The organism is Novosphingobium sp. PY1 (genome assembly GCF_017312445.1).
Classification (GTDB): Bacteria; Pseudomonadota; Alphaproteobacteria; order Sphingomonadales; family Sphingomonadaceae; genus Novosphingobium.
In genome coordinates this window covers 424,062-449,580 of record NZ_BLTI01000004.1, presented here as the reverse complement: position 1 = coordinate 449,580, position 25,519 = coordinate 424,062, and the positions used below count along the sequence as shown (strand labels likewise).

At 66.2% G+C, this 25,519-nt stretch carries 21 protein-coding genes and 1 tRNA gene; 9 read left to right on the top strand and 13 right to left on the bottom strand.

Translation table 11 applies throughout. The features are described 5' to 3' along the window. Window positions 1-10: 10 nt before the first annotated feature. Window positions 11-898 carry an ABC transporter permease gene (locus tag J3474_RS06290; RefSeq protein ID WP_207093600.1) on the bottom strand — a complete coding sequence of 296 codons (888 nt, stop codon included), beginning with the start codon at window positions 896-898 and terminating at the stop codon, window positions 11-13. A gap of 35 nt (window positions 899-933) precedes the next feature. Further along, window positions 934-1,647, bottom strand: coding sequence for a cell division ATP-binding protein FtsE (ftsE, locus tag J3474_RS06285; protein WP_007013141.1), 714 nt, complete (start codon window positions 1,645-1,647; stop codon window positions 934-936). Window positions 1,648-1,796: 149 nt separating this feature from the next. Between ftsE and J3474_RS06280 the strand changes: the two genes are divergently transcribed. Together J3474_RS06280 and J3474_RS06275 are read left to right on the top strand one after the other, a co-directional pair. Next, the gene (locus tag J3474_RS06280) at window positions 1,797-2,681 is read left to right on the top strand and encodes an MJ0042-type zinc finger domain-containing protein (RefSeq protein ID WP_207093438.1); all 885 of its coding nucleotides are present in this window, start codon (window positions 1,797-1,799) and stop codon (window positions 2,679-2,681) included. A 141-nt stretch (window positions 2,682-2,822) separates the two neighbouring features. Then, a tRNA-Leu gene (locus tag J3474_RS06275) sits at window positions 2,823-2,909 on the top strand. A 107-nt stretch (window positions 2,910-3,016) separates the two neighbouring features. Here the strand turns inward: J3474_RS06275 and J3474_RS06270 are convergent. Together J3474_RS06270 and J3474_RS06265 are read right to left on the bottom strand one after the other, a co-directional pair. Continuing rightward, complete coding sequence (locus J3474_RS06270; protein WP_207093437.1) at window positions 3,017-3,874, bottom strand: nucleotidyltransferase family protein; 858 nt, start codon at window positions 3,872-3,874, stop codon at window positions 3,017-3,019. 70 nt (window positions 3,875-3,944) lie between these two features. Then, window positions 3,945-5,243 (bottom strand): DUF3422 domain-containing protein, encoded by a 1,299-nt coding sequence (locus J3474_RS06265; protein ID WP_207093436.1) that lies wholly within the window; start codon window positions 5,241-5,243, stop codon window positions 3,945-3,947. Between the two features lie 241 nt (window positions 5,244-5,484). On the opposite strand from J3474_RS06265, the gene J3474_RS22590 reads away from it, so the two are divergent. Next, entirely contained in the window at window positions 5,485-6,081 is a 597-nt protein-coding gene (locus J3474_RS22590; protein WP_242528216.1) for a cytochrome c family protein, read from the top strand. Window positions 6,082-6,271: 190 nt separating this feature from the next. Beyond that, the gene (locus J3474_RS06255) at window positions 6,272-6,460 is read left to right on the top strand and encodes a hypothetical protein (RefSeq protein ID WP_041558713.1); all 189 of its coding nucleotides are present in this window, start codon (window positions 6,272-6,274) and stop codon (window positions 6,458-6,460) included. A gap of 6 nt (window positions 6,461-6,466) precedes the next feature. On the opposite strand, the gene J3474_RS06250 is transcribed toward J3474_RS06255, so the two are convergent. From J3474_RS06250 to J3474_RS06230, 5 genes are all read right to left on the bottom strand, one after another. Further along, the gene (locus J3474_RS06250; protein ID WP_242528215.1) at window positions 6,467-8,731 is read right to left on the bottom strand and encodes a TonB-dependent receptor; all 2,265 of its coding nucleotides are present in this window, start codon (window positions 8,729-8,731) and stop codon (window positions 6,467-6,469) included. Next, window positions 8,728-9,246: a cytochrome b gene (locus tag J3474_RS06245; RefSeq protein WP_041558711.1), complete on the bottom strand. Its 519-nt coding sequence runs from the start codon at window positions 9,244-9,246 to the stop codon at window positions 8,728-8,730. Before J3474_RS06245 ends, J3474_RS06250 begins: the two co-directional genes overlap by 4 nt. 27 nt (window positions 9,247-9,273) lie before the next feature. Beyond that, entirely contained in the window at window positions 9,274-11,292 is a 2,019-nt protein-coding gene (locus tag J3474_RS06240; protein WP_207093435.1) for a TonB-dependent receptor, read from the bottom strand. A gap of 153 nt (window positions 11,293-11,445) precedes the next feature. After that, window positions 11,446-12,846, bottom strand: coding sequence for a porin (locus tag J3474_RS06235; RefSeq protein WP_207093434.1), 1,401 nt, complete (start codon window positions 12,844-12,846; stop codon window positions 11,446-11,448). A 114-nt stretch (window positions 12,847-12,960) separates the two neighbouring features. Further along, on the bottom strand, window positions 12,961-13,962 hold the full coding sequence (locus J3474_RS06230; RefSeq protein ID WP_207093433.1) for a PQQ-dependent catabolism-associated beta-propeller protein: 1,002 nt from the start codon (window positions 13,960-13,962) through the stop codon (window positions 12,961-12,963). A 168-nt stretch (window positions 13,963-14,130) separates the two neighbouring features. On the opposite strand from J3474_RS06230, the gene pedF reads away from it, so the two are divergent. The 4 genes from pedF (at window position 14,131) to J3474_RS06210 (ending at window position 18,222) form a co-directional block, all read left to right on the top strand. Continuing rightward, a complete protein-coding gene (gene pedF, locus J3474_RS06225) occupies window positions 14,131-14,574 on the top strand; it encodes a cytochrome c-550 PedF (protein WP_013831974.1) in 444 nt (147 codons plus the stop codon). 3 nt (window positions 14,575-14,577) lie between these two features. Further along, a complete protein-coding gene (locus tag J3474_RS06220) occupies window positions 14,578-15,471 on the top strand; it encodes an ABC transporter substrate-binding protein (RefSeq protein ID WP_207093432.1) in 894 nt (297 codons plus the stop codon). A 261-nt stretch (window positions 15,472-15,732) separates the two neighbouring features. Then, complete coding sequence (locus tag J3474_RS06215; RefSeq protein ID WP_013831972.1) at window positions 15,733-17,475, top strand: methanol/ethanol family PQQ-dependent dehydrogenase; 1,743 nt, start codon at window positions 15,733-15,735, stop codon at window positions 17,473-17,475. Window positions 17,476-17,541: 66 nt separating this feature from the next. Then, window positions 17,542-18,222, top strand: coding sequence for a response regulator transcription factor (locus tag J3474_RS06210; RefSeq protein WP_013831971.1), 681 nt, complete (start codon window positions 17,542-17,544; stop codon window positions 18,220-18,222). 83 nt (window positions 18,223-18,305) lie between these two features. On the opposite strand, the gene J3474_RS06205 is transcribed toward J3474_RS06210, so the two are convergent. The 4 genes from J3474_RS06205 to adh form a co-directional block, all read right to left on the bottom strand. Beyond that, window positions 18,306-20,513: a PAS-domain containing protein gene (locus tag J3474_RS06205; RefSeq protein ID WP_242528213.1), complete on the bottom strand. Its 2,208-nt coding sequence runs from the start codon at window positions 20,511-20,513 to the stop codon at window positions 18,306-18,308. After that, window positions 20,513-21,658, bottom strand: coding sequence for an FIST N-terminal domain-containing protein (locus J3474_RS06200; RefSeq protein ID WP_013831969.1), 1,146 nt, complete (start codon window positions 21,656-21,658; stop codon window positions 20,513-20,515). Before J3474_RS06200 ends, J3474_RS06205 begins: the two co-directional genes overlap by 1 nt. A 118-nt stretch (window positions 21,659-21,776) precedes the next feature. After that, complete coding sequence (locus tag J3474_RS06195) at window positions 21,777-22,196, bottom strand: DUF779 domain-containing protein (protein ID WP_013831968.1); 420 nt, start codon at window positions 22,194-22,196, stop codon at window positions 21,777-21,779. A 124-nt stretch (window positions 22,197-22,320) separates the two neighbouring features. Continuing rightward, window positions 22,321-23,841, bottom strand: a complete 1,521-nt coding sequence (gene adh / locus J3474_RS06190; protein WP_013831967.1) for an aldehyde dehydrogenase — start codon at window positions 23,839-23,841, stop codon at window positions 22,321-22,323. Window positions 23,842-24,039: 198 nt separating this feature from the next. Here adh and J3474_RS06185 point away from each other — a divergent pair, with 198 nt between their 5' ends. Beyond that, entirely contained in the window at window positions 24,040-25,509 is a 1,470-nt protein-coding gene (locus tag J3474_RS06185) for an ATP-binding protein (protein WP_207093431.1), read from the top strand. The last annotated feature ends 10 nt before the right edge of the window (window positions 25,510-25,519 follow it).

The following is a 25,519-nucleotide window of genomic DNA, read 5'->3' as shown; positions in this document are numbered from 1 at the left end:
CTTGTGTGTACTATAGCATCTTGCGCAGGGCGTGCATCACCGTGAGCCGCGCCGTGACCATTGCCAGCAATGTGGCCAGCAATGGGACAAGTGCAAGGAGCAGCCAGTCGCTCCAGATCAACGCGCCGTTATCGACCAGCCCTGCCCCCAGCCCGGCGAAGCGGCGGCCCAGTGCGAAGATAACCACCATCGCCAGGACCAGCCCGACCGCCCCGCCGCCCGCCGCGTCGTAGCCGATCGAACGCTGGAAGACGCGCGCGACCTGGGCATCGGTACCGCCGAGCAGGTGAACGATCTCGATTGTATCGCGATTCGCGCCGAGCGCCGAGCGGGCCGCCAGCAGCACCGCCGCGGCGAGCGCAAGCGCCAGCAGGCCGACAAGCACCATGGCAAGCAATTGCAGCGAAACCATCGCGTCGAACACCGGCTTGAGCCAGTTCGACTGCGCATCGATCTTCGCGGACGGCGCCACCGGCATGACTGCCTGCTCCATCGCGGCAAGCCGGGCTGGCGTGGCCTGACGGTCCAGCCGCACGTCGATCAGCGCGGGAACCGGGATCGCCGTGCCCGTCGCATCGTCGATGCCGGTGCCAAGCCAGGGCTCGATCAGGGCATCCAGCTCGGTCTGGGGGACCAGCCTCAGGCCGGCGATGCCCGGCAGGTCCTTGATCGCCGCAACCGCGCGCTTCGCCTGCTTTGCGCGCAAATCACCGCGCGGCTCGACGATCTGGATGGTGACGCCGCCCTCGATCTCGGCGCGCGCGGCGCTGACGGCATTGCCCAGCGCCAGGCCTGCTGCAAGCGCAATGGCCGTCATCGCCACCATGATCGCGATGACCCAGGGCATCGGCCCGGACATGCGCCCCTGCGGGATCAGCTCGGCCTCGCCCCGGCCCATCAGCCGGCGCCCGCCGCCCAGTAAGGTGCGCAGGTTCACTGCATCTTCCTCGGCGGGTAGCGCAGCGCTCCGGTCGGATCGGACAGGCGGCCGCGGTCGAGCCGCATGATCAGGCTCTCGGGCACCTTGCGCAGCAGGTCGAGATCGTGGGTCGCGACGACGACGGTGGTGCCCTGGCGGTTGAGCATCTCGAACAGCCGCATCAGCTTGAGCGCCATCTCCGGGTCGACGTTGCCGGTCGGCTCGTCGGCGACCAGCATCGCGGGACGCGCGATCACGGCGCGGGCGATGGCCACGCGCTGCTGCTCACCGCCGGAAAGAGTGGGCGGGCGCGCATCGATGCGGTCGGCAAGGCCCACCCAGTCGAGAATGTCGCGGACCGGCCCGGCGAGGTCCTTTTCCTGGTGGCCGGCCACGCGCAGCGGCAGCGCGACGTTGTCGAAGGCGGACAAGTGCGGGATCAGCCGGAAGTCCTGGAAGACCACGCCGATCCGCCGCCGCAGCCCCGGCAGGCGGCTGCGCGGCATGGTGATCGCATCGGTCCCGAACATGCGGATCATCCCGCGCGAAGGGCGCTGGGCAAGATAGAGCAGGCGCAGCAGCGAAGTCTTTCCCGCGCCGCTGGCGCCCGTCAGGAAGTAAAAGCGCCCCGGGAACAAGGTGAAGCTCAAGTCGCTGAGAACCTCGCGATCGGTTCCGTAGCGAAGCCCCACGTTGTCGAAGTGAATGATTTCCCCGTCCGCAGTCATACTCATCTGGTTCGTCAGTGTGTCCGGGTCCGAACGGGCGATTTGCGGCCTATAGCGAGCATTGAATGTGGAAAAAAGGCCATTGGGCCGCCTACCCACATGTCCGAAGCTTGTCCCGCGCGAGCTAACCGTGCTTATAACATGACACCATGATCATCGCCTGTCCTGCCTGCTCTACGCGCTACGCCGTCCCGGACAGCGCCATCGGCGTGGATGGCCGCACGGTTCGTTGCGCCAAATGCCGTCATAGCTGGTTCCAGGAAGGTCCGGAACTCGTCCTGGCCGAAACCGAAGCGCAGGCCGCGGCCCAGCGCCCGGTGCAGGAAACCCCGCCGCCCCGACCGGCGCGGACGCCCGCGGCCGATGAGAGCGCGACCGATGAAAGCCCGGCCGACGCAGGCGTCGCAGAGCCGGAAACCGCACGCGAGCCCGAACCGGTGGCACCGGGGCGGACTTCGAGCTTCGCCAGCGAAAATTCCCCGCTGCCGCCGGCACCGCCCAGGACACCGCAGCGCACGGTCTCTTCCTACTACGACGATACCGTCGGTGCGCGCTACGCAGACGAGTCCCCGTCCAGCTTCGATTTTTCGCCGCCGTTTCGTCCGCGCCGCAACTGGACCAAGATCGGCACCATCGCGGCCGGCGTCTTCGCAGTCGCCACTCTTAGCCTGACCGGAGCCGTGGCATGGTTCGGCCTGCCCAACTGGGTGCCGATCCCGCGCCAGAGCTTCACCAAGGCGCAGCCCGACCTGCAGCTGGACTTCCCGCGCAAGCGGCAGGATCGCAAGCCCCTGCCCGACGGCACCGAATTCTTCAGCGTCAGCGGCACGATCAGCAACATCGGCAGCGAATCGCGCTACGTGCCTTCGCTGCTCGTCGTCCTGCGCGACGATCGCGAACGCATCGTCTACGAAAAGGAAATCGTTCCGCCCAAGCGCGAACTCGCGCCCGGCGAAATGGTAACCATCAACGAAGCGCTGACCGACATTCCCAAGGCAGCTGCCGCTGCCGAGATCGGCTGGAAGCCTGAATAAGGCGGGTTCGCGCGCACCGACCCCGAATTAATTTCGCCTCCTTGAATTTTTATCGGAAACAGCGCTTGCAGCCCCCCAATCCCTTTGCTAATGGCGCGCTCCTGCCACGGGGCTGGTGCGAACCAAGCCCCGTTTGATTTAGCGGTCGTGGCGGAATTGGTAGACGCGCAACGTTGAGGTCGTTGTGGGCGAAAGCCCGTGGAAGTTCGAGTCTTCTCGACCGCACCATCCCCTGAATTGGCGAAACAATTCAGGGGCCTGAGGCAAGGGAACAAGTCCCGCCTCAGCCTTGGCAGGCAATCCTGAAAATCGATGCAAGAGCTGTGCCCCCGCCGTCAGGCGACAGCGAGCTGCGGCACGTCTTCCTCGATCCCTTCGGCCTCGCGCGTCTCAAGCAGATCGCGTACCACAGCGTATGTGCGGTCGTCATCGACGTCGATCGCCTGGCTGCCATCTCCGAGAATGACCGCACCGACCTTGAGCGCAAGGCGCCGGGAAGCCCGCGCAATCGCACCATAGAGCGTCTCCAGCCCGAGCATGACCCGCAGCAGGCCAAGCGCCCCGGTTGCGCGCGCGATGCGCTGGCCGCTGCGATCGAACCGGGCGCCGCGAAACACCTCGATCGCACGCAGGGCCTGGCGGCCTGACATGCCGTAAAGGTCGCAGGCAGCGAATTCACCGTCGCGCAGCCTGAGATAATGGCCGTGGCCTGCGCGATGGGCCTCCTCCACCCATTCGCGCCGGGTCAGGGCAAAGGCGATGTCTGCCGTTTCCAGTGTATCGAGCAGGGCATCGATGGATGACCCGGTCAACAACGCATGATCGGCGGTGGTGACGATGATTGCCCCGTCCCAGCCCTCCACCGCGGCGTGTACGCTGTCCGCCAGGGAATCGCGTGCCTCGATCAGGGCCACCGTTCCGCGCCCGGGCAGACGCGTCAGGACGTCGTAGACCGGCTCGAAGCCGTCGCGCTCGATACACACGGCAAGGCTGGCGATCCGCGGGTGGCTGACTGCAGTCTGCAGGACATGCGCGATAAGCGGCTTTCCTGCGAGCGGGATCAGGCACTTGTGGCTCACACCGAAGCGCTGCGCGAGCGGATCTGTCCCTTTACGCGGACGACCGGCGAGAACGACCAGGCGGATCGGCTGCGGCAAGTTGCCCTGGTCGGTCGAGAGACTGCGAACATCCATGGCCTGCGCCTATGCCGCGCACTTGTGACAGTCCCGTGACCGGGAAGCCTTTGTCATGGATTGTCACAAGCTACCTCGCCATGGGCTCGAGAATCCGTCTCTTCATGTGATGGATCCCGAGCCACACCGCGGCGAGCACGAACGGCACCATCAACGCGGTCAGGAAGTGGGCGTGCAGGCCGGGCACGACGCTTTCCACCCCTTCCAGCAGCTTCGCCAACAGGCCCAGGGCATAATAGCTCACGGCTACGACAGAGAGTCCTTCGACCAGTTGCTGCAGACGCAGCTGGCGCGTGGCATTGCGCTCCATCGAGGCGAGGAGCCGCCCGTTCTGGTTCTCGATGCGCGTCTCGATCCGGGTGCGGAACAGCGAAACGAACTGCGCGGTGCGCTGGGCGAGTTGCTCGGCGCGGCGGCGATGGGCAGCGCAGGTACGCACCGCCGGGAAGAAGCGGCGCTGGGTGAAATCGGTCAGCGACAGGTGCCCCGGGCATGGACGGATGTTAAGGTCGACCAGCCGCTCCTCGACGATGGTCGCATAAGCCTCGGTCGCGCTCATCCGGTAATCGCATTCGGCCGAGTGGGTGATGAGATCCATGTAGAGGCTGGTCACTTCTTCCAGCAGCGAATCGTCGGTCACTTCGGGCCGCGCGATAGCGCCGTTCATCTTGCCCAGCATCGCCTCGATGTGATCGAGCCGCTTCCAGCCTTCGCGTGCGACCGGGAGCCCGAGCAGCGCGAGATTGCGATAGTTGCCCAGTTCCTGCAGGCGCTGCACGGTGCGGGTCAGGTCCGCGGGCAGCATCCCGTTGGCCGCCACGATGAGGATGCCGAAGCCCTGCTCGCGCAGGCGAAAATCCGACCAAATCCGCGCCGAGGCGTCCAACGCCTCCCCTGTGCCGATACGGCAGGATACAAGTTCGTCATCTGCAATCCCGATCTGCGGCAGGAGCGCACCCGCCTTGCCCTCGTCCTCCACCAGCAGCAGCCGGGTCGCGCGAATCAACTTGCCCGGCAGGGCATTGGCCCAGGCCACCGCCTTTTCCAGGTCGCTTCCCGGCGCCGGGGCGAACAGCGCCTCGAGGGTGCCATCCCTGACGAACAAGGTGGTCGTGCTGGCCTCGCTGTGCCGTTCCAGCGTAAAGGCAACGCCGGGCGAGAACAGGCCCTTCACATGGCGCGGATTGTCGGCGCAATCGATCCAGGCCCCTCGAGGCAGCTCTTCCAGCGCCAGGCGCTCAGCCTCACGGTCCCCGGCATCGAGCACCCGGACCAGTTGGATGACAAGGGACGGCGCTTCCAGGAGAGGCCAGCGTCGCAAGTGCATTTCGCCGACAACGGTTCGGCGCAACTCGTGCTCATTGTCCATTGCTCATCCCTGAAGCGAGCCCGGTTTCAGCCCGGATTCGATGGAGGCATGTTAACGCCGAAGGCCATGCGTCCACAACCGGACCGAAAGTATGGAATACCAATTCCCGCTGGATTGACCGTCCTGCCCCGCGTGCCCTGCTCCTCCTCCTCCCGCGTCCTGCACGGAACCAAAGTGCAATAGCGGCCATCCCGGCGACCGTGCGAAACCTGCGCCAACATCAGATCCGGGAGATAATCTCATGCGTTTTCACCTTGCTGCGGGACTGTCGGCGTTGGTGCTGGCCGGTTGTTCCGGCGGCAACGAGACAGCCGCCCCTGAACCGACCCAAACGGTCAGCGCCGCTGCAGCCGAAACAGCCCCTGCGACGGTTGCCCCGGTCGAACCCGTCGCCAGCGCATTGCCTGAGGCGGAGCCGACGACCGGTACTTCCGAGCCGACACCGTCAGCCACGCTCGAAGCCAGGTCCACGCCGATCCCGAAGCCAAGCCCTGCACCGGCACCCGCTGCCACACCGCTGGCCGAGCCGGTCAAGGTTGCCGAGGCCGCACCGCCTGCCGCCTTTGCGCGCTGCGCAGTCTGCCACAGCGCAGTCAAGGGCGCTCCGGACCAGCTCGGCCCCAACCTCTACGGCGTCTATGGTGCCAAGGCGGCGCAAGGCAGCTTCGGTTTCTCCGATGCGCTGAAGAATTCGGGACTGACCTTCGACGCGGCGACGCTGGACAAGTGGATCGAGAACCCACGCGCGCTCGTCCCGGGCAACCGCATGAGCTTCCCCGGCCTCAAGGACCCCGGCAAGCGGCAGACCATCATCGACTACCTCAAGCAGCAACGTTGAGGGACCGCTCGTCCCTGCCCGTCATCCCCGCGCCGGCGGGGATGACGCATCCCGCCTCGCCGTGACGCAATCGTCCCCGTCATACGCCCGCCGCATCGGAAAATGCACGTCTGCGCAAAGCCAGTGAAATGCCGCTGGCAACTTCCCGAAATCAGGCTAGCGTCAGCGCAAACAAGTGGGAGAGCCGTTTATGTTCGTGAAGTTCACCGCCACCGACAGGGTGCCTGCCATCGTCAATGCCACACAAGTCACTTTCATCACGCCCGTCGAGGATGGCACGCGCATTCGCTTTGGCGAAAACCGCACTGTCACGGTGATCGAACCCATGGACGAAGTGTGGCGGCGGCTGGACCAGACCGGCCAGTTACCGTCCAACTGACCCCCCCTAGAAATGCGCGCGCAGTGAAACCGTAAGGCGGCGCGGCGCGCCGGGGGCATAGGCGCGCGGGTCGCTGGCACCAGGGGCTTCGACAAGGTCGATCTCTTCGATTTCTGCGAAGGTCCCTGCGGTCGCATAGCGCTTGTCGAATAGGTTGCGCAGCTCGCCTGCCAGTTCCAGTCCCGGAGCCAGAGTCAGCCTGCCGAACAGGTCGAAAACGGCGTAGCCAGGTATGCGCGGATTGTCGTTGCCCTCATCGCCCATAAGCACTTGCGCGGTGCGCGCACGCATCGCGGCGCCCAGTTCCCAGGCGTTCGTCGCGCGGCCCGCGTAGAGGTTCAACGCATGGCGCGGCGTACCGGGCAACCGGTCACCGCGCGCAACCGCGATCGTCCCTTCCGCGTCGGCCATGGGATTGGCCGGACTCGACAACAGGAACGGGCTGCGGAACCGGGCGTCGGTGAAGGCGTAGCCCGCGCTCAGGCGCCAGCCATCGCGGTGCCATTCCAGCGACACCTCAACGCCCTGCCTGCGGCTGCGCCCGAGATTCGCGAAGTAGGCGCGCCCGCGCACTTGCGAGGCAACCATGCGGATATCGTTTCGCGTATCCGCGCGCCAGAGAGACAGGCGCCAGCCCAGTCTCCCCGGCGCGCCTTCCAGACCGACATGCCAGTTGCGCGCGGTGACGGCCCTGAGCGGCGGGTCGGCGATGAAGAAATTGGCCAATGTACACGGCGCTTCGGGGTCGGCGCAGGAAAGCTCCGCAGGCGTCGGGATGCGACTGGTCATCGCGAAACCCGCCGTCGCGCGCAGGTGCTTTTGCAAGGCATAGTCGAATTCGAGCGATGGATTGATCCGGGCGAAGCGGTGGCGGCCATCGAGGGCGGTGCCGAGCCGGTCGTCGAGCTCGACCCGATTGCGTGCCCAGCGCGCGCCCAGTTCGGCAGTGAGCGCACGTGTCAGCGGCTGTTCGGCGCTTGCGAACAGCGCCAGGTCGCTCATCCGGCTATCCACGTCGACCGGGGCGATCGCGCCGTCCGCCGAGGCGAGTACGTGGCCAAGCGCCTCGACCGATCGGTCTTCCTCCAGCGCGCCCAGTTCACTGACGGCGCGAAAGCGTGTGCGGTGCCGCTCCCACGAGAGGCCGACGGCGAACCGGCGCGTGCCATGATCGGTCTCGCGCTCGTCGAGCCATTGCAGCGTCGCGCCGCCGCCGTGCGTCCGCTCGCGGCCACGGTTGAAGACGGCGTAATCCGCGACGGCGGGATCGACGGCAACCGCCGCCCCTCCCGACAGCAGGGGCTCGGAAAAGCCGTCTTCTTCGTCGCCAAGGCACAGGAACCCGGAGGCGCCGTCGCAGGGGCCGAAGTCGGCAAGATCGCCATTGGCGCTTTGCCGCAAGAGGCGCTGGTAATGGCTGCGCAGTTCGATCCTTCCACTCGCTCCCAGTTCGACGTATGGCGCGGCGACAAGGCGCAGAAACGACGTGCGCGTCGTATCGGGGCGGGTGAAAACGGCGCGGTAGTCTGCGGCCAGCAGTTCCACCGGCGAAACGCCATTGCCGGTCAGGCGGGTTCGGGCCGCCAGCGCCTGTACCTCCAGCCCCCAGCCCTGCCCGGCGTGCAATCCCTTGGTGAAAAGCCGATCCAGCCGCGAGGGGCTGGCATCGCGCCAGCCCTCGTCGTCGCGCCGGTCGGCTACCAGCAGGACGCTCGAATCCGCGTCGCCAAGCCCGGCCGACGCGATTCCTCCGATGCTGCCCAGGCTATCCCGGTCGAGCGCGAGCCGCAGACCGGGCAGTGTCGTGCCGTCGTGGGTTTCAAGCAGCAGCGATCCGGCCAGCGCATTGCGGCCAAGGACCGGACTCGCTTCGGTGAGCCGCGCGCGCGCCAGTGCCGCCTCGGGCAGCAGGTCGACAAGCACGACATCGCCGAAAGGCTGGTTGAAGCGCACGCCGTCGAGATAGACGGCAAGGCCCTGCTCCGCGCCCTGAAGCGGCGAAGCGGAAAAGCCGCGCCAACCGATCGATGGCTGCCAGGCATTGCCGGTCGCCCCGCCCAGAGTAAGGCCCGGTACCTTTCGCTCCAGCGCGCGGCCAAGGTCGGGCCGGGCCGCGGCATCGAGCGCCCGGGCATCGATGACCCGGGCTTCGTCGAGATCGATCGCGCCGCCGGGCGCGACGACCGTGATCAGCGGCGCCTCGTCCGCCCGGGACGGGGCCGGCCACACCAGCGCGACCGCAGCCAGTGCCGCGGCCAGGCCGGTCTTCACATCATGCGGCGCAGGATACCGTCCTTGAGCACGAAGTGATGGCGCAGGGCGGCGGCGATATGCAGGACTACCAGCGCAAGCATCACCCAGCCCAGGATCTCGTGACCTTCGTGCGCCGGACCTGCGAGCGGGCCGTCCTTGCTGATCGGCAGCTTGGGCCACAGGAACAGGCCGAAGTAGCTGAGCGGATACTTGCCCGCCGACGAGAAGATCCAGCCGGTCAGTGGCATGATCAGCATCAGGGCGTAGAGCACCACATGCGTGGTCGACGCGACCATGCGCTCCATCGGCGAAACGTGATCGGGCAGCTCGGGCTTTTTCCAGCGCAGGCGCCAGACGATCCGCCCGATCGTGACCAGCAGGATGGTCAGGCCGAACGACTTGTGCACGGTCATAAGCTGGACGACTTTCTCCAGCGGTTCGTGCAGCAGGCCGGACGCCAGATTGAGAATGACGAGAACCGCAAGGGTCCAGTGGAACCAACGGGCCCCCAGATTGTACTTCTCGACCGTCATCAAATGCCCTCATGATCAGGGTCCGGATCACAGACCCCAGCGAAACCCGGCCCACAGCGTGCGGGGCACGCCTAGGTCCAACGAACCGCCAGAGTTACGGGTTATGATCTTCTCGTCAAACAGGTTTTCGCCGCGCAGGATCAATGAGGCACGCGCGCCGAGAGGGATTTCCACAAGGGCATCGAGCGTCGTGGCCGCGGGAAGGACGTCGGTCTGCAGGTCGTCTTCGAATTGCGCACCGACATGGCGCAGGGTCAGCGCCACGCTCCACCTGTCGGCGGGTACGAATGCGAGGGTCCCGCTGGCTGCAAGACGCGGTGTCTGCGCCGGGCGCATGCCGTCGAGATCCCCGGAAATCCCGGAGCCGTGGACCTTCGCATCGTTCCATGCCAGCGTGGCGTCGAGCCTGACCGGACCGGTCGCGAAGTGCGCTGCGGCCTCGATCCCGCGCGAACGGATTTCCGGTAGATTACGGCGCTGACGCAGGTTGGCGGCGATGGTGACGTTGGCAATGGCATTCTCGATGCGATTTTCAAACGCCGTCAAAGAGAGTTTCAGACCCGGTGACGCAGTGAAATCGACCCCGGCCTCGTAACCTTCGAGCTTCTCGTTGCGCAGGGCGGCATTGGCGAGGGTGACGACCGGGAAGACGGTGAAGGGCCGGTAGAGTTCGTTGAGCGTTGGCAGGCGCAGCCCGCTGTAGGCCGAGGCGCGCAGCGCAACGGTCTCGCTTGCATGGAGCAGCACGCCGGCGCGGTAGCTCAATGTCCAGTCGGCCCGGTCCGGGTAGCGCTCGTCGCTGACGGCAAGGCCATCGGGGCTTCTCTCGGTGAAATACCCGCCTGCAATGACCGTCCTGTCCCCGCGCAGGCCACCAGTGAGGACGACCGGCCCCAGCGTCCAGTCGTCCTCGGCGAAGAAGCCGAGGACGGTATTGTGCCCACCGGCCCGTCGGCGCGCGGTGATCTTGCCGGTAAAGGCACTTATCGCCGCTTCCTGCATGGTCCCCGAAGTGCGCCGCCAGTCGGTACCGAGCCGCAGCACATGGGCCTCGCCCAGCGGCGGGCGCAGTTCGAACTTGCCGCCGATCCCGGTCGCGGGCGTCTTGTATTGGTCGAGCACCGGCACGAAGCGTGTCGAGCTGACGACGACATTGCTGAAGTTGCGGGCCTGGACATAGACCAGCGCATCGAACTTCCAGCCACCCCGACCGACAAGACGCAGGCTGGCATCCTGCCCTTCGGTTGCACTGTCCGCGCCCTGGAAGCGCAGGCTGCGGCGGTCCCCGAAGACGAGGCCGCGGGCCTGCAGTTCCACGTCGCCCGCAAGCGGTGCGATCGCACGCAGACTGGCCGACCATGAATCGAAGCGCGCACGGGCAGAAGCGGGAACGCGCTCGTCACCCGGCGTGGTCCAGAAGCCCTTGCCGCGATCCCAGCGCGCGCTGGCGACGACGAATCCCGATCCCAGTTGCGGCGCGATCGAGGCGCTCGCCTCGGTTTCGCCGCGCTGGTTGGCGATGATGCTGCCCGAGACCAGGCCGAGATCCTCGGTCGCGGCGCTATCCAGCTCGATCGTGCCCGAGAGCGCGCCTGAACCGAAGGGACCGGAACCGCCGCCGCGCGTAACCCGGATACGGCCCAGGCGGTCGGGAGCCAGGGCGGGAAGCGGAATGTAGCCGAAGAAGGGATCGGCCATCGGCACCCCGTCGAGCAGGACCAGTGCGCGGCTCGAGGCATTGCCGCCCAGCGCCCGCAAGGTCACGCCCTGCGCCGAAGGATTGGACGAGCGGCTGTCGGAACGGCGGAACTGCTGGAAACCTGCGACCGAGGTCAGCACGTCCTCGATCCGGCCGGACGGCGCAGAGAGGATCTCCTTCCGCTCGATCTCTACCGTGGAATAGGCGGGCGTCCCCGGGGTTTCCTCAAGCCCGCGCCCGGTGACGAGAATTTCGCCCGCGTCGGCGGCCTCCTCGGCCCGCGCGAGGCCCGGGGACAGCAAGGCCAGCGCAAGCGCCGTGGCGGTGATGGTGAATGGGCCACGCATGGCACCCGGGAAACGAAAGTCATCCATATCTCTGCGACCTGCCTACGGGTGACGAAAAAGGGAGCCGGAGATCCCGGCAGCCCCGGTAGGAGGCGGGGCTGCCGGGATGCCCCGTGCGGCGGGGAAGCACGCCGCACGGGGTCGGGAAGCGCCTCAGAAGAAGAGGATCCCGCCCAGCGCCATGGCATCGCTCTCGGCCGCGTTGCCGCTGTGGGCCCTGGCCTTCGAGTGTACGTATTCGCCGATAAGCGTGACCCAGCTCGTCAGGCCGTAGCGAAGCTGTCCGACATAGCTGGAGTTGGTCTTGACCAGATCGGGATTGGCCAGCGCGTCGGCCGCATTGGCATGGTGCAGCGAGCTTTCGCCGTAGCTGGCACCGACTCCGATCTTGCCGAAAGTAGCGAGAGCCTGGGCATAGAAGCCGTCGCTCTTGCGCGGATTGCCCAAGGCGTCGGTATCGAAGAGGCCGAAGACCGTCGTGCCAAGGCCCCTGGCGGTATAGTAGTAACCGGTCACCGCAATCGGTCCCGCCGTGACCTTGCCGCCCAGGTCCAGCCCCTTGCCTGTGTAGCTGCCGCCTGCCGCGATGTCGTGCTTCTGGCTGACGCCGGAGACCCAGAACCGGGTGCCGATACCGCCGAGCTTGCCGTCATAGGTCAGCTTGCCCTGCACGCCCGGACTTGCATTGCTCTGCGCCGGACCGGTCAGGGAATCGAGCGGCTGGAAGACGCCGACCGAGGCCTGGAAACCCGAGAACTTGGGGCTGGTATACGTGATCTGCGGCTGGAAATCGGTGTAGATGTAGCCCACGCCGATGCGGCCCAGCGTCGTATTGCCCGGCGCGACGTTGTTGCCCGGCGTGCCCGAGGACAACAGCGTTATGTCGTTGAGGATGCCTTCCGAGGCAAAGAGGCCGATGTCGCGGCCGATCTTGACCGTGCCCAGCCCGGGCTTGCCGAATGTCAGGTAGGTCTGGCGGGCATCGATACCCGCCGTCGCCAGCGCCGTCGGCTGACCCCCGTTGTTTGCGCCCAGCGCCCCCCAGGCAGTCGAATTGATGCCGGGATAGAGACCGAAGAAGGCGCCGATGTCCCAGCCCTCCTGCTTGGTCGAGACCGAAACGGTCAGGTAGCCGGGCAGCAGACCGTTGCGCACCGCGCTGGAATTGCGGGTGCCGACACTGGCGATGCCGCCCACCACGCTTGTCGTGGCCGAGGGCGTATCCGGATTGTCGTGGACATAGAAGCCGTTGACCGAGCCGGAGAACCTGATCGTGGCGGGGCCGACTTCCATGCCGATCCCGCTTTCGGTCATGCGCACCATACGGCTGGAATCGAGCGTTTCCTGTGCCCTTTCCATCGGTGCGGCGCTGGACGGCGGAGCCGCTTGCGCCTGTTCCTCGGCCAGCAATTCGGCGTATTCGTCATCGCTCAGGATGCCTTTTTCATGAAGGCGCTTGAGCAGCGTTTCGCCCGTTCCGGCATATGCCGGCGCGCTTGCCAGGGCGAGTGCCCCCAGCGCGGCAGAGCCACGTAGAATGATCCTGGAGATCATTATCCTTCCCCCTTCGGTAAGATGGTGTCGACTATTCCTGCGACTGGGGAAGATGATGGGCCGGGAGTGCCCCGGCGGGTATTGGACTTTGGTTCCTGTACTTTGGAACGAGGGCTAATGGCCGATCGCGACGCCCCAAGGTCCTTCGCCCGCAGGGATCGTCGCCGTGACTGACAGTGCCTCGAGGTCGACCACCGAAAGGTCGTCGCTGCCGCCATTGGCAACGAGCGCACGCTTGCCGCCGGGCAGGATCGCCAGGTGCCAGGGCCTCTCGCCCACGGCGATGTAGCCGCGCACCTTGCGGCTGACGACGTCGATCACCGCCACGGCATTGGCCCGCCCCAATGCGACGACGGCGGTGCGGCCATCGGGCGTGAAGCGGATGCCGCAGGGCATGACCTTGTATGCCGGCACGCCGGGCGGGGCGAAGGCGATGGTCGCGATTACCGAGCGGCTCGCGACATCGGCGATCTGGACGACGCCCGCCATTTCCGCGGCCACCCACACATGGGCGCCGTCGGGCGTGAATTCGACGTGGCGCGGCCGGGTCTGCGTCTCCATTTCCTCGACCACTTCGCGCGTGGCGAGGTCGATCCAGGCGACGGTCGCGTCCTCCTCACTGGTGACGAGCAGCCATTTGCCATCGGGGCTTTCGGCGATCCCTTCCGGCTCTTCCCCGACCGGAACCTGCCAGGCAAGGCGACCCTTGGCGAGATCGACCGCAGTGGCCGCGCCGTCGTCCTCGTTGGCAATGAACAGCAGCCTCCCGTCGTGCGAGGCGAAGAACTGCTCCGGATCGGCTCCCGAGGGCAGGACCGAGACGAGCGCCCCGGTCTGCGGATCGCGCATTTCCACGGCGTTGTCGGCACTGGCGCAGACAAGCAGGTACTTGCCGTCGCGGGTGAGCGCGATGCCGCGCGGGCGATGGCCCACCGGCCAGTTCGCCACGGCTTTGCCACTAACGAGGTCGACAACAGTGACCGTCGAGGAACGCTCATTGCTGACATAGGCCCTGGTCGCGGCGCTTTGGTCCCCGGCAAGTGCAGGTGCGGCGCAAACGAGCGGCGAGAGCGCGGCGCAAGCGACCAGCGCGATCCGGTTCAGGCATCTCTCCATGACGGCAAGCCTATCACGGGCCTGCCCGCAGGGAATTGCACCTTGGTCTGGTACCATAGTCCAATTGGGGCGGCGCGCGGCTCTCGGTTATCCAGAACGGCAACAAGGCGGCGGCAACCGGAGGCAATCCGAAGTCGCAAGGCCGCAAGTCGCAGAGGATGACTGACCATGAAACTGACAATCGGCCGCTCGGCCCTGCTTGGCGCGGCGGCCATCGCTTCCCTCTCCATCGCCGGCAACCTCCATGCGCACGGCAACGTGACGCCGCAGGCGGTCGACACCAGCGCCCTGCCCGATATCGAGGGCGGCAACGACCACTGGCTCGAAGAGAACCCCTATACCGGCAACCGGAAGGCCATCGAGATCGGCGAATCCGCCTATGGCCAGAACTGCGCGCGCTGCCACGGCCTGCAGGCGATTTCCGGCGGTATCGCGCCGGACCTGCGCTATCTCGAACTGGGCGCATCGGGAGACGAATGGTTCGTCGAACGCTTCCGCCACGGCTCCAGCCACGACGGCAAGGTCTACATGCCGCCCTTCGGCGATGTTCTGGGGCAAAAGGCCGGTTGGGCGATCCGCGCCTGGCTGGAAACCCAGCACACCGAGGACTGAGAAGTGGCAGGCGATAGCCGCAGGTCGTTCCTGACCGGGCTGGCGGGCGCGCTCGGCGCGCTCGCCCTGCCTGCCGCCCTGCGCCCGGCACCGCTGCTCGCCGCCCCGCTGGAGAAAGTCCGCGAACTGGGCGTGCTGCGCGTCGGGCTCTATGCCGACAACCGGCCCTGGTCGTGGGACCGGGACGGCACGCCCTCGGGGATCGATGTCGAACTTGCCCGCGCATTGGCCGAACATCTTGGCGTGCGCGCCGACATCGCGCTGTTCCCGGCCGACGAGGAGCTGTCGGACGACTTGCGCAACGTCGTATGGCGCGGCGGCCTGCTGGGTTTCCAGCGCTGCGACGTGATGCTGCACGTGCCGTTCGACCGCCAGATCATGGCGCAGGAGGACAACGTCGTCTTCCTCGCACCTTATTACCGCGAGAGCTTCGGCGCGGCCTGCGCGGCCGATATCGGCGATTGCGAGGCCCCACCCGTCCAGATGCGCGGCAAGCGACTGGCGGCCGAACTGGATTCGATCCCCGACTTCTACCTGCTGGGCAGCTTCGGCGGCATTCTTGCCAGGGACGTGACCCACCTGCCGAGCGGCTATGCCGCGGTCGCGGCGCTGGGCGAGGACAAGGCCGACTTCGCCGTCGCCAGTCGCGCGCAGATCGAGGCCGTGCTTGCCGACCATCCCGATGCCGCGATCCGCAAGCGCAAGGGACCGCTGCCCGCGATGCTGTCGCCGGGCTGGGACATCGGCATCGCGGTCAAGGAAAACAGCCGCTCGCTCGGCTTCGTCCTCGAGGAAGAGATCATGGCCATGGCCGCCGACGGCCGGATGAAGACGATCTTCGCTCGACACGGAGTCGAGTGGCAGCCGGCTCTCGCCGCTCAGCCCTCCGCTTCGTGAACCAGGGGGACGGGGACGCCGACTGCGACCGGCGTCCCCCGAACCGCATCCTTCCCCGACATCCGCGCGACCCGCCCGCTTCTGGCCGCCCTTGCCGCGCGCCCTGCGACAGCTTCCCGAAGATGCGCTTACTCCTCCCGTCTTGTCCCAAGGTTCAATTGTCCGCCCCTCTCCAACGACTAGGCTGACCGTCGACGTCCGGGGGCACCAGGTCGACTACCGGCACCTGAACTCGGCGCACAAGCAACAAGGAGGGATAGGATGAAGCGGCGTTTCTCAAAACTCATCGCGGTGCTCGCCGCGGCTGGCAGTACGATAGCCGTACCGCTCCATGCGGCCGGCCCGACCAGCGCCGACCTCATGAAGGATGCCGAATCCACCGGCGACGTTCTCAGCTATGGCCTGGGGCCATGGCAGCAGCGCTTCTCGCCGCTGGACACGCTCAACAGCGACAATGTCAGCAAGCTCGTACCGGCCTTCGCGGCCTCGCTCGGCGGGGAAAAGCAGCGCGGTCAGGAAGCCCAGCCGCTGGTATATGACGGCACCATCTACGTCACCGGTTCCTATTCGCGTCTCTTCGCTTTCGATGCGCGCACCGGCGAGAAGAAGTGGGAATACGACGCCCGCCTGCCTGACGCGATCATGCCGTGTTGCGACGTGGTCAACCGCGGCGCGGCGATTCACGGCGACAAGGTGATCTTCGCAACCCTCGATGCGCACCTCATCGCGCTCAACCGCGAGACCGGCAAGGTCGTGTGGAACAAGAAGCTCGCCGACTATCAGGCGGGATACTCTGCCACCGCCGCTCCGCTGATCGTCAAGGACATGGTCATCACAGGCAATTCCGGCGGCGAATTCGGCATCATCGGCGAAGTGCAGGCGCGCAACGTCGACACCGGCGAGCTGATCTGGTCGCGCCCGACCATCGAAGGCCACATGGGCATGCTCAACGGCAAGGAAAACGGCGTGACCGGCAAGACCGGCGCGACCTGGCCGGGCGACATGTGGAAGACGGGCGGCGGCGCCACCTGGCTGGGCGGCACCTATGATCCGGGCACCAACCTGCTATTCTTCGGCACCGGCAACCCGGCGCCTTGGAACAGCCACCTGCGCCCGGGCGACAACCTCTACACCAGTTCCACCCTGGCCATCGACGCCGACACCGGCGTCATCAAGTGGCACTACCAGACCACCCCGCACGACGGCTGGGACTTCGACGGCGTCAACGAATTCATTCCCTTCGACGCGACGATGAACGGCAAGCCGATGAAGCTGGGCGCCAAGGCCGACCGCAACGGCTATTTCTATGTGCTCGACCGCAGCAACGGCAAGCTTCTGGGCGCGCACAAGTTCGTGATGGAGACGACCTGGGCGAACGGCATCAACCTCAAGACCGGCCGTCCCAACTACGTCGATGCCAACCGCCCCGGCGCACCGGCCGGTCCGGACAAGGGCAAGTCGGTGTTCGCCTCGCCTTCGTTCCTGGGCGGCAAGAACTGGATGCCGATGGCCTATTCGCAGGACACCGGCCTGTTCTACGTGCCCTCCAACGACTGGGGCATGGACATCTGGAACGAACCGATCGCCTACAAGAAGGGCGCGGCCTACCTCGGCGCGGGTTTCACCATCAGGCCGATCGCCGAAGACCACATCGGCGCCCTGCGCGCGATGGACCCGAAGACCGGCAAGATCGTGTGGGAATACAAGAATGCGGCGCCGCTTTGGGGCGGCGTCTTGACGACGCACGGCAACCTCGTCTTCACCGGTACGCCGGAAGGCTACCTCAAGGCCTTCGATGCAAAAACGGGCAAGGAGCTGTGGAAGTTCCAGACCGGATCGGGCGTCGTCGGTTCGCCGATCACCTGGATGCAGGACGGCGAACAGTACGTCGCGGTGATGTCCGGCTGGGGCGGCGCGGTTCCGCTTTGGGGCGGCGAAGTCGCCAAGACGTTCAAGGAAATCAGCCAGGGCGGCATGCTCTGGGTATTCAAGCTGCCCAAGTAAGCGGTCAGCACGGCAACCGGCGCGCCAGTCCGGGACTGGCGCGCCCAACCTCCCCGGGTTAACTTCATGAGCATATTGGTCGCCAGGGACAGAACCATGGAAGAGTTCACCGCACCGGACCGCGTCCTGATCGTCGACGACCATTCGCTGGTCCGTGACGGCCTGCGCTCGATCTTCGACGATACTTTCCCCGACTGCGAGATCCTCGAAGCGGACTGCCTGGAAAGCGCCCTGCAGGTGCTGTCGGCATCGGGCGACGTCGACCTGATGCTGCTCGACCTCAACATCCCCGACGTCTCGCACCTTTCCGGGCTGGAACGCCTGCGCGACGACTTCCCTGCGACACCGGTCGTGATGGTCTCGGGCGTGTGCGACCGCAACGTGGTACGCGATGCATTGGCCGCCGGCGCGGCGGGCTTCGTGCCAAAGTCACTGAAGCGTGCCGCGATCGTCGATGCCCTGCAACAGGTCCTCTCCGGAGAGATCTATATGCCCGAACTGGAGGTCGACGATACGCAAGCCGCGGAAGAAGACCTCATCCGCGCGCGCATCGACAGCCTCACCCCGCAGCAGCGCGTCGTCCTCGGCCATCTCGTCGCCGGGCGGCTCAACAAGCAGATCGCCTATGAGCTGGACGTCTCGATGACGACGGTGAAGGCCCACGTCTCGGCAATCCTGCAGAAGATGAACGTCTTCAGCCGCACGCAGGCGGTGATCATGGCGGGAAAGATCGGTTTCAGGGGGTGATCGCGGCCAGGTAGCGCCAAGTTCCCCAGCCTTCGACAGGCTCAGGATGAGCTTGTCGAAGTTCCCTGCCAAACCGCGCCTGGTCAGATCACCTCGAGCTGGCGCAGCAGGGCCCGCAATTGAGCGGGCTTTACCGGCTTGTGCAGGACCGGAAGCGACAGCCCGGCAAGCCGCGCCTTGGTCTCCTCACCGCGATCGGCGGTAATCACCATCGCCGGCACTTGCGAGCCCGCCTTCTCACGCAGCTGGGCAATTGCGACATCGCCGGTCACCTCGTCGTCGAGGTGGTAGTCGACGATCAGCATGGCCGGGCCCTGCTTCATGGCAGTCAGCGCGGCCGGGTCCTGCGGATCGCCGACGGCGACGACATCGAGCCCCCAGTTCTCCAGCAGGGCTTCCATGCCGGAAAGGATTGCCGGGTCGTTGTCTACCACGAGAACGAGCCCCCCGGCTTCGCTGCCGCCGTTCACGGCTGCAGGCCGCGCTTCGGCCGGCAGCGCAGCCGGTTCGGCGCGCGGCAGGCGGATCGAGAACGCCGCCCCCGCTCCCAGTGCCGTGTCCAGGCCGATCTCATGGCCGAGCATCGTCGAGACGCGGCGCACGATGGCAAGGCCCAGCCCCTTGCCCGGGATCTTCTGCGTCTTGCCGATGCGGCGGAACTCCTCGAAAATCTCGTCACGATCGGACGCGGCTATGCCCGGGCCGGTGTCGCGTACGGTGACGACCACCTGATCGCCCTTCAGGGTCAATTCCACCGCGACGCGGCCCTCTTCGGTATAGCGGATCGCGTTCGAGACGAAATTCTGCAGCACCCGGCGCAGCAGGCGTTGATCGCTGCGCACCCACAGCGCGGTTTCGGGAACGTCGAAGGCAAGTTTGCCGGCCTGCGCCAGCGGGGCGAACTCGATCCGCAAGGCGCGCAGGATCTGGTTGAGCGAGATATCGGTGAACTCGGGCTGGATCGCCCCGGCATCGAGACGCGAAATCTCGAACAGCGCTTCGAGCAAGTCTTCCACCGAGTCCAGCGCGGTCGAGGCCTGCTGCACGAGGCTGTGCGACTTGGCCGGCATGTCCTGCCCGTCCATCGCCGAAACGAACAGCCGCGCGGCATTGAGCGGCTGCAGCAGGTCATGGCTGGCAGCGGCGATGAAGCTGGTCTTCGAACGGTTGGCCGTCTCCGCCTCGTTCTTCGCCTCGACGAGCTGGCGGTTGAGATCGACGAGTTCGGCCGTGCGTTCGGCGACCCGCCGCTCAAGCGTCTCGGCTGTCTCGGTCAACGAACGCTGGAACCGCACGCGATCGGTCACGTCGTCGAAAGTGAAGACCATGCCGCCGTTCTTGAGCGGGACCGAACGCACGGTGAAATGCCGTTCAGCGATCATGCACTGGGTCGCCACCTGCGCAGCCCCGCCCTCGCGCCAGTCGAGCGCATCGGGCCGGTCGAGACCAAGATTGAGGATACACCATTCCGAGAGCGCGGCGTGATTGTCGAGCCCGTTTCCCGGGGCGTCCGTACCCAGCCCGAGGATCGTCAACATGCCCTCGTTCCAGGCCTGCAGGCGCCGCTGCGGATCGAACAGGCAGACGCCTTCGGACAGGGTATCGAGCGTTGCCTGCAGCGCAAGGTTGCGTTCGGCCAGTTCGCGGGCGCGCTGCCGGGCGTCCTCGGCCTTGACCGAGGTGATGTCGGTGTAGATGCCGACGGTGCCGCCGTCGCTGGTCTTGAGTTCGTTGATCTGGATCCAGCGCCCATCCGACAGCGCCTGCACATGCGCACCCTGCGCCAGGCGATGGCGCGCCACCCGGTCCTGCAGCCAGCGTTCGGGTGCATCGCGCGATGCCAGGGCCGCACCCGACTGGGCAAGGTGCGAGGCCAGCTGCGAGAACTCGGGCGCGGCCTCGCTGATGTCCTCGAAATAGGGAAAGATCTTCAGGAAGGCGCGGTTGCACAGCACCATGCGGTCGTCGCTGCCGAACAGCGCGAAGCCGTCGCTCAGCGACTCGATCGCATCGCGCAGAAGGGTCCGGGCCGAACTGGCCGCGGCATGTGCGGCGGCCAGTTCGGCATTGGCATCGTTGAGGCGGCCCAGCGCTTCCTCGAGCGCCCCCGTGCGGTCGCGCACCATGGCTTCCAGCGAAATCGCCGTCTCGAACATCGAGAACGCCCCGCCCTGAATGTCGGTCGAGCGCTCGACCCGATCCATCAGCGCCGCATTGATCTTTTCCAGCCGGGCAATCCGCAGCTTCAGCTCTTCCACCTCGCCGGTATCCGCCGCCATGCCCATCGCCATCAGCGTCCGATCGCCAGGCCGCTGAAGGTCTGGTTCATGTGCGCGGCCAGGAACTGCTCGCCATACGTGCTGAAGCCCAGTACGTTGAACTCGGAGTAGAGCGCCGAAATCTCGCGCGAGATCTGGCGGTCCTCGGCATCCAGCCGGTTGAGCACGCAGTCGAAACCGATGATGTGATCGATCTCGCCGACCCGCGCGCCCACCTTGCCGAACAGTTCGCGCAGCCAGGCAATGCGGTCGACCGGCTCGCCGATGGTCAAGACCACCCCGGTATCGATGGCGCAGTAGAAAGTCAGGCTGCCGTCGGGATTGGCCGACTGGATCGAGCGCACGTGGTACTGCCCGCCGGTGCGCACCATGGGCGGATGGGCTGCGAAGAAGTGGACGTCGAGCGTCTCGGCCGGGCTTCCGGCAAGCCGCCGGTATTCTTCCGCAGCCGGCGCCGCGTTGATCTCGAAGACCGTGCGCGTTTCCGGATCGGCCTGCGTGATGACCATCTTGGCCGGACCGGGCTGGTAGTGACTGGCACTGAAGACGTGCATCGGCCGCCGGCTGGTGAGCAGCGCGATTACCGCGGCATCGGAATGAAATTCGCCCTCGTGCAGCACCGCGGTCTCTGCAAAGGATAGGTCGTCCCCACTCGACCCGCCGATGAGCTGGACATCGCCCAGGGCGTGCTGCGCCGTCATCGTCAGCAGTTCTTCGCGGTGCGAAAGGCCATCGACGAAGAACAGCGCGACCTGATGCAGGTCGCCGGCCGCGCCATGATCCAGCCGCGCGCCGGAAACGAGCTGGCGGATCGCTCCTTGCGCCGTCTGCGGATCGAAATGATCGAGATCGTCGAAGCGCAGCGCCGCCATCGAAAAGCTGGAGGCCGGAAAGCCGATCAGCAGAAGGCTGTCGGTATCGTAACCGCGATCGGTCAGTTCCCCGGCGCTGGTGCAGCCGACCAGTGGCACCCCCGGCAAAGAGCGGCCCAGTTCGCGGGCCAGGTCGTCACGCGGGTAGCGGTGCGAACAGAACAGCAGGCCGCCGGCCAACTCGCAGCCGTCCAGCCCTTCGACAAGTTCGGCCACGGCAGCCACCGGGTCCTGCGCGCGCGAGGTGCTGGCCACCAGCCGGTCCTTGCCATGCTGCACTTCCATGTCCATTCGCCTGTCTCCCGCCGGCCTCGCTTCTGTCTTGCGAGCGAGTGCCGGTCTCCCGGATTCCTAGGGCCATGCCAGCCGGCCGCCAAGGAAATTCGAGCCAATTCTTTCGGTCCTATCGGCTCTCGTTTCCCGGGGGCGCATCCCCGCGTCGAGGCTCTCCGGCCGCCGCCAGCGCCTCGGCCTCGGCATCGCTGAACACGCGCGACCGGATGATGAAACGCACGCCCTCGGGAGCCTCGAGGCTCATGCCCGATCCGCGGCCCGGCACGACGTCTATGGTGACCTGGGTGTGCCGCCAGTATTCGAATTGCGCCGCGCCAATCCAGACCTGCGTATCGCCCGTTAGTGTGCCCAGCAGTACATCCTGACCGCCGACGCGAAACTCGCCCGCGCAAAAGCACATCGGCGCAGATCCGTCGCAGCAACCGCCGGACTGGTGAAACATGAGATCGCCGTGCTTCGCCCGCAAGCGCTCGATCCACGCCTCGGCCTCGGGCGTGGCAAGGATGCGGGCGGGCACGGCAAGGCTCATGGCGCGAAAGGGCGACGCGTGGCCCGGCGGCCACCCGTCGGCGCAAGGGTTCCGGTGCCGGTCATGGGCTGGTGGAGAGAAGGGACCGACACCGGTAAGCCTGCAAAGGCCCGAACCGAGGACATCAGAAGAAACCGAGTGCCTTCGGACTGTAGCTGACCAGCAGGTTCTTGGTCTGCTGGTAATGGTCGAGCATCATCTTGTGGGTTTCGCGCCCGATGCCCGACTGCTTGTAGCCGCCGAAGGCCGCATGGGCCGGGTAGGCATGGTAGCAGTTGGTCCACACGCGGCCCGCCTGGATACCGCGACCGAAGCGGTAGGCACGGGTGCCGTCGCGGCTCCAGACGCCGGCGCCCAGACCGTAGAGCGTGTCGTTGGCGATCTCGAGCGCCTCTTCATCGCTGGAAAACTTCGTCACGGAAAGAACCGGACCGAAGATCTCCTCCTGGAAGATGCGCATCTTGTTGTGCCCTTCGAAGACGGTCGGGCGCATGTAGTATCCTTGGGCCAGCTCGCCTTCCTGCACGAAGCGTTCGCCGCCGGTGAGGACCCTGGCGCCCTCGCCCTTGCCGATGTCGATGTAGGACAGGATCTTCTCGAGCTGGTCGTTCGATGCCTGCGCGCCGATCATCGTCGAAGGATCGAGCGGGCTGCCCAGCTTGATCGCCTCGACCCGGGCAATCGCCTTTTCCATGAAGCGGTCGTAGATCGATTCGTGGACGAGCGCCCGGCTCGGGCAGGTGCAGACCTCTCCCTGGTTGAGCGCGAACATGGCGAAGCCTTCGAGCGCCTTGTCGAGGAAGTCGTCGTCCTCGGCCATCACGTCGGCGAAGAAGATGTTGGGGCTCTTGCCACCCAGTTCCAGCGTGCACGGGATCAGGTTTTCCGACGCATACTGCATGATCAGGCGGCCGGTCGTCGTCTCGCCGGTGAAGGCGATCTTGGCGATGCGCTTGTTGGTGGCAAGCGGCTTGCCGGCCTCGATGCCGAAGCCGTTGACGATGTTGAGCACCCCGGCAGGCAGGATGTCGGCGATCATCTCGGCCAGCACCATGATCGCCATCGGCGTCTGCTCGGCAGGCTTGAGCACCACGCAGTTACCCGCGGCGAGAGCCGGGGCGAGCTTCCAGGCCGCCATCAGGATCGGGAAGTTCCACGGGATGATCTGGCCGACCACGCCGAGCGGTTCGTGGAAGTGATAGGCCACGGTGTCGTGGTCGATCTCTGCCAGCGAACCTTCCTGCGCGCGAACGCAGGCGGCGAAGTAACGGAAGTGATCGATCGCAAGCGGGATGTCGGCAGCCGTCGTCTCGCGGATCGGCTTGCCGTTGTCGATCGTCTCGACGAGTGCAAGCTTGTCGAGATTGGCTTCCATTCGGTCGGCAATCTTCAGCAGGGTGTTGGAACGCTCGATGGTCGAGGCGCGGCCCCATGCCTCGCGGGCGGCATGGGCAGCATCGAGCGCAAGTTCGATGTCCTCCGCCGTGCCGCGCGCGACCTGGCAGACGACCTGGCCGGTGACGGGCGAGATATTGTCGAAATACTCGCCCCGGACCGGGGCCACCCACTTGCCGCCGATGAAGTTGTCGAAGCGTTCGCGGATTAGCGAATCGCCGGTGAATTTGCTCATGGCCTGTTCCAGCATCCCAATCTCCATTCATGTTCTGGCATGAAGTTTCGATGGGCATTGTGCGCCTGTCGGGATGGCCCGCCAATTGTACCTTGGACCGATAGAGCCCCGCCGGCGGCGAACCGCGCCGCAGGCCGCCGGGTGGCCCCAAGCTATGGATAAAAGCGCCTCGCACCTTTGATTCCCCTGGTCCGCCTGCTTAATGCAGGACCGGTGAGTGCAGAAATCGTCATCGGCCAGACCCCCAGCGGGGAGGCGATCAGGATAGACATCAAGGAGCTTCTCGCGACCCGCCTGCTGGTGCAGGGCAATTCCGGGTCCGGCAAGTCGCACCTGCTGCGCCGCCTGCTCGAAGAGAGCGCCGCCATCGTCCAGCAGGTAGTGATCGACCCCGAAGGCGATTTCGTCAGCCTTGCCGAGGAATTCGGCCATGTCGTGATCGACGGAGCGGCCTATGGCGAGGCCGAGATCGTCCGGCTCGGCTCGCGCATCCGCCAGCACCGCGCCTCGGTTGTTCTTGCGCTCGACGAGCTGGAAATCGACCAGCAGATGAAGTGCGCCGCGCAATTCCTCAATGCCATGTTCGATGCCCCGCGCGAACAGTGGTACCCGGCGCTGGTTGTGGTCGACGAGGCGCAGATGTTCGCGCCTGCCGCCGCCGGCGAAGTTTCCGAGGAAGCCCGCCGCATATCGCTGGGCGCGATGACCAACCTGATGTGCCGCGGGCGCAAGCGCGGCCTCGCCGGGGTGATCGCCACCCAGCGCCTTGCCAAGCTGGCCAAGAACGTCGCGGCCGAAGCATCCAACTTCCTGATGGGCCGCACCTTCCTCGACATCGACATGGTGCGCGCGGCCGACCTGCTGGGCATGGAACGCCGCCAGGCCGAACAGATCCGCGATCTTGCGCGCGGCCAGTTCCTCGGTCTCGGCCCGGCCATCGCGCGCCGCCCGGTCGCGGTGAACATCGGTTCGGTCCGGACCGGCGCGAAGTCGGTGACGCCCGGCCTCGCCCCGCTGCCGACCGCCAGCACCGAGGACATGCGCGAACTGCTCCACGCCGACCTGCACGTCGAGCCCGAGCGCCCCGAATTCCCGCGCCCGGCGCCGCGACCGCGCCTCGACGTCGAGGAGCTGTCGGCCAGCATCGCGACGTCCGACAGCGTGGCCGATCCCGCCCCGCGCCCCGAACGGCCCGAACCCGAGCCGGAAGAAAACCGCGCGGCGATGGTCGAGATCCTCAACGCCATGGCGCAGGAGGAGGACTGCACGTTCCAGTCCTCGACCACACTGTTCCAGGATTTCACGATCCGCTGCCGGATGAAGGGCATTTCGATCCGCGGCCTCGACGCCACGATGTTCCGCCGCGGATTTGCCGCCGCCCTTGCGGGGATCGAGGATCCGGAGGACGAACGCTGGCTCGACCTGCTCAACCTTGCCAAGCACGTGCCCGACGACGCGCTGGCGACGTTCTACGTCCTCGCCCGCGCAGCTATGGACGGAAAACCGTGCCCGGACGACATGGAACTGGCGCGCATCTACGGCACCAGCAGCCCGCGCCGGGTCCAGCGCCTGCTCGATTATCTGGAAAAGGACGGCCTGATCGTCGTGCGCACCGACTTTTCGGGCAAGCGATCGGTCGGCCTGCCCGATCTGGGCGTGACGACAACCCCCGTCGAGGCGTAAGACAGGCCGG

What these genes read in the sequence shown, in the direction of transcription:
- J3474_RS06290 (WP_207093600.1), bottom strand. Translation starts at nt 898, where the DNA reads ATGGGCCGGGGCGAGGCCGAGCTGATCCCGCAGGGGCGCATGTCCGGG.
- ftsE (WP_007013141.1), bottom strand. Translation starts at nt 1,647, where the DNA reads ATGACTGCGGACGGGGAAATCATTCACTTCGACAACGTGGGGCTTCGC.
- J3474_RS06280 (WP_207093438.1), top strand. Translation starts at nt 1,797, where the DNA reads ATGATCATCGCCTGTCCTGCCTGCTCTACGCGCTACGCCGTCCCGGAC.
- J3474_RS06270 (WP_207093437.1), bottom strand. Translation starts at nt 3,874, where the DNA reads ATGGATGTTCGCAGTCTCTCGACCGACCAGGGCAACTTGCCGCAGCCG.
- J3474_RS06265 (WP_207093436.1), bottom strand. Translation starts at nt 5,243, where the DNA reads ATGGACAATGAGCACGAGTTGCGCCGAACCGTTGTCGGCGAAATGCAC.
- J3474_RS22590 (WP_242528216.1), top strand. Translation starts at nt 5,485, where the DNA reads ATGCGTTTTCACCTTGCTGCGGGACTGTCGGCGTTGGTGCTGGCCGGT.
- J3474_RS06255 (WP_041558713.1), top strand. Translation starts at nt 6,272, where the DNA reads ATGTTCGTGAAGTTCACCGCCACCGACAGGGTGCCTGCCATCGTCAAT.
- J3474_RS06245 (WP_041558711.1), bottom strand. Translation starts at nt 9,246, where the DNA reads ATGACGGTCGAGAAGTACAATCTGGGGGCCCGTTGGTTCCACTGGACC.
- J3474_RS06240 (WP_207093435.1), bottom strand. Translation starts at nt 11,292, where the DNA reads ATGCGTGGCCCATTCACCATCACCGCCACGGCGCTTGCGCTGGCCTTG.
- J3474_RS06235 (WP_207093434.1), bottom strand. Translation starts at nt 12,846, where the DNA reads ATGATCTCCAGGATCATTCTACGTGGCTCTGCCGCGCTGGGGGCACTC.
- J3474_RS06230 (WP_207093433.1), bottom strand. Translation starts at nt 13,962, where the DNA reads ATGGAGAGATGCCTGAACCGGATCGCGCTGGTCGCTTGCGCCGCGCTC.
- pedF (WP_013831974.1), top strand. Translation starts at nt 14,131, where the DNA reads ATGAAACTGACAATCGGCCGCTCGGCCCTGCTTGGCGCGGCGGCCATC.
- J3474_RS06215 (WP_013831972.1), top strand. Translation starts at nt 15,733, where the DNA reads ATGAAGCGGCGTTTCTCAAAACTCATCGCGGTGCTCGCCGCGGCTGGC.
- J3474_RS06210 (WP_013831971.1), top strand. Translation starts at nt 17,542, where the DNA reads ATGAGCATATTGGTCGCCAGGGACAGAACCATGGAAGAGTTCACCGCA.
- J3474_RS06205 (WP_242528213.1), bottom strand. Translation starts at nt 20,513, where the DNA reads ATGGCGATGGGCATGGCGGCGGATACCGGCGAGGTGGAAGAGCTGAAG.
- J3474_RS06200 (WP_013831969.1), bottom strand. Translation starts at nt 21,658, where the DNA reads ATGGAAGTGCAGCATGGCAAGGACCGGCTGGTGGCCAGCACCTCGCGC.
- J3474_RS06195 (WP_013831968.1), bottom strand. Translation starts at nt 22,196, where the DNA reads ATGAGCCTTGCCGTGCCCGCCCGCATCCTTGCCACGCCCGAGGCCGAG.
- adh (WP_013831967.1), bottom strand. Translation starts at nt 23,841, where the DNA reads ATGCTGGAACAGGCCATGAGCAAATTCACCGGCGATTCGCTAATCCGC.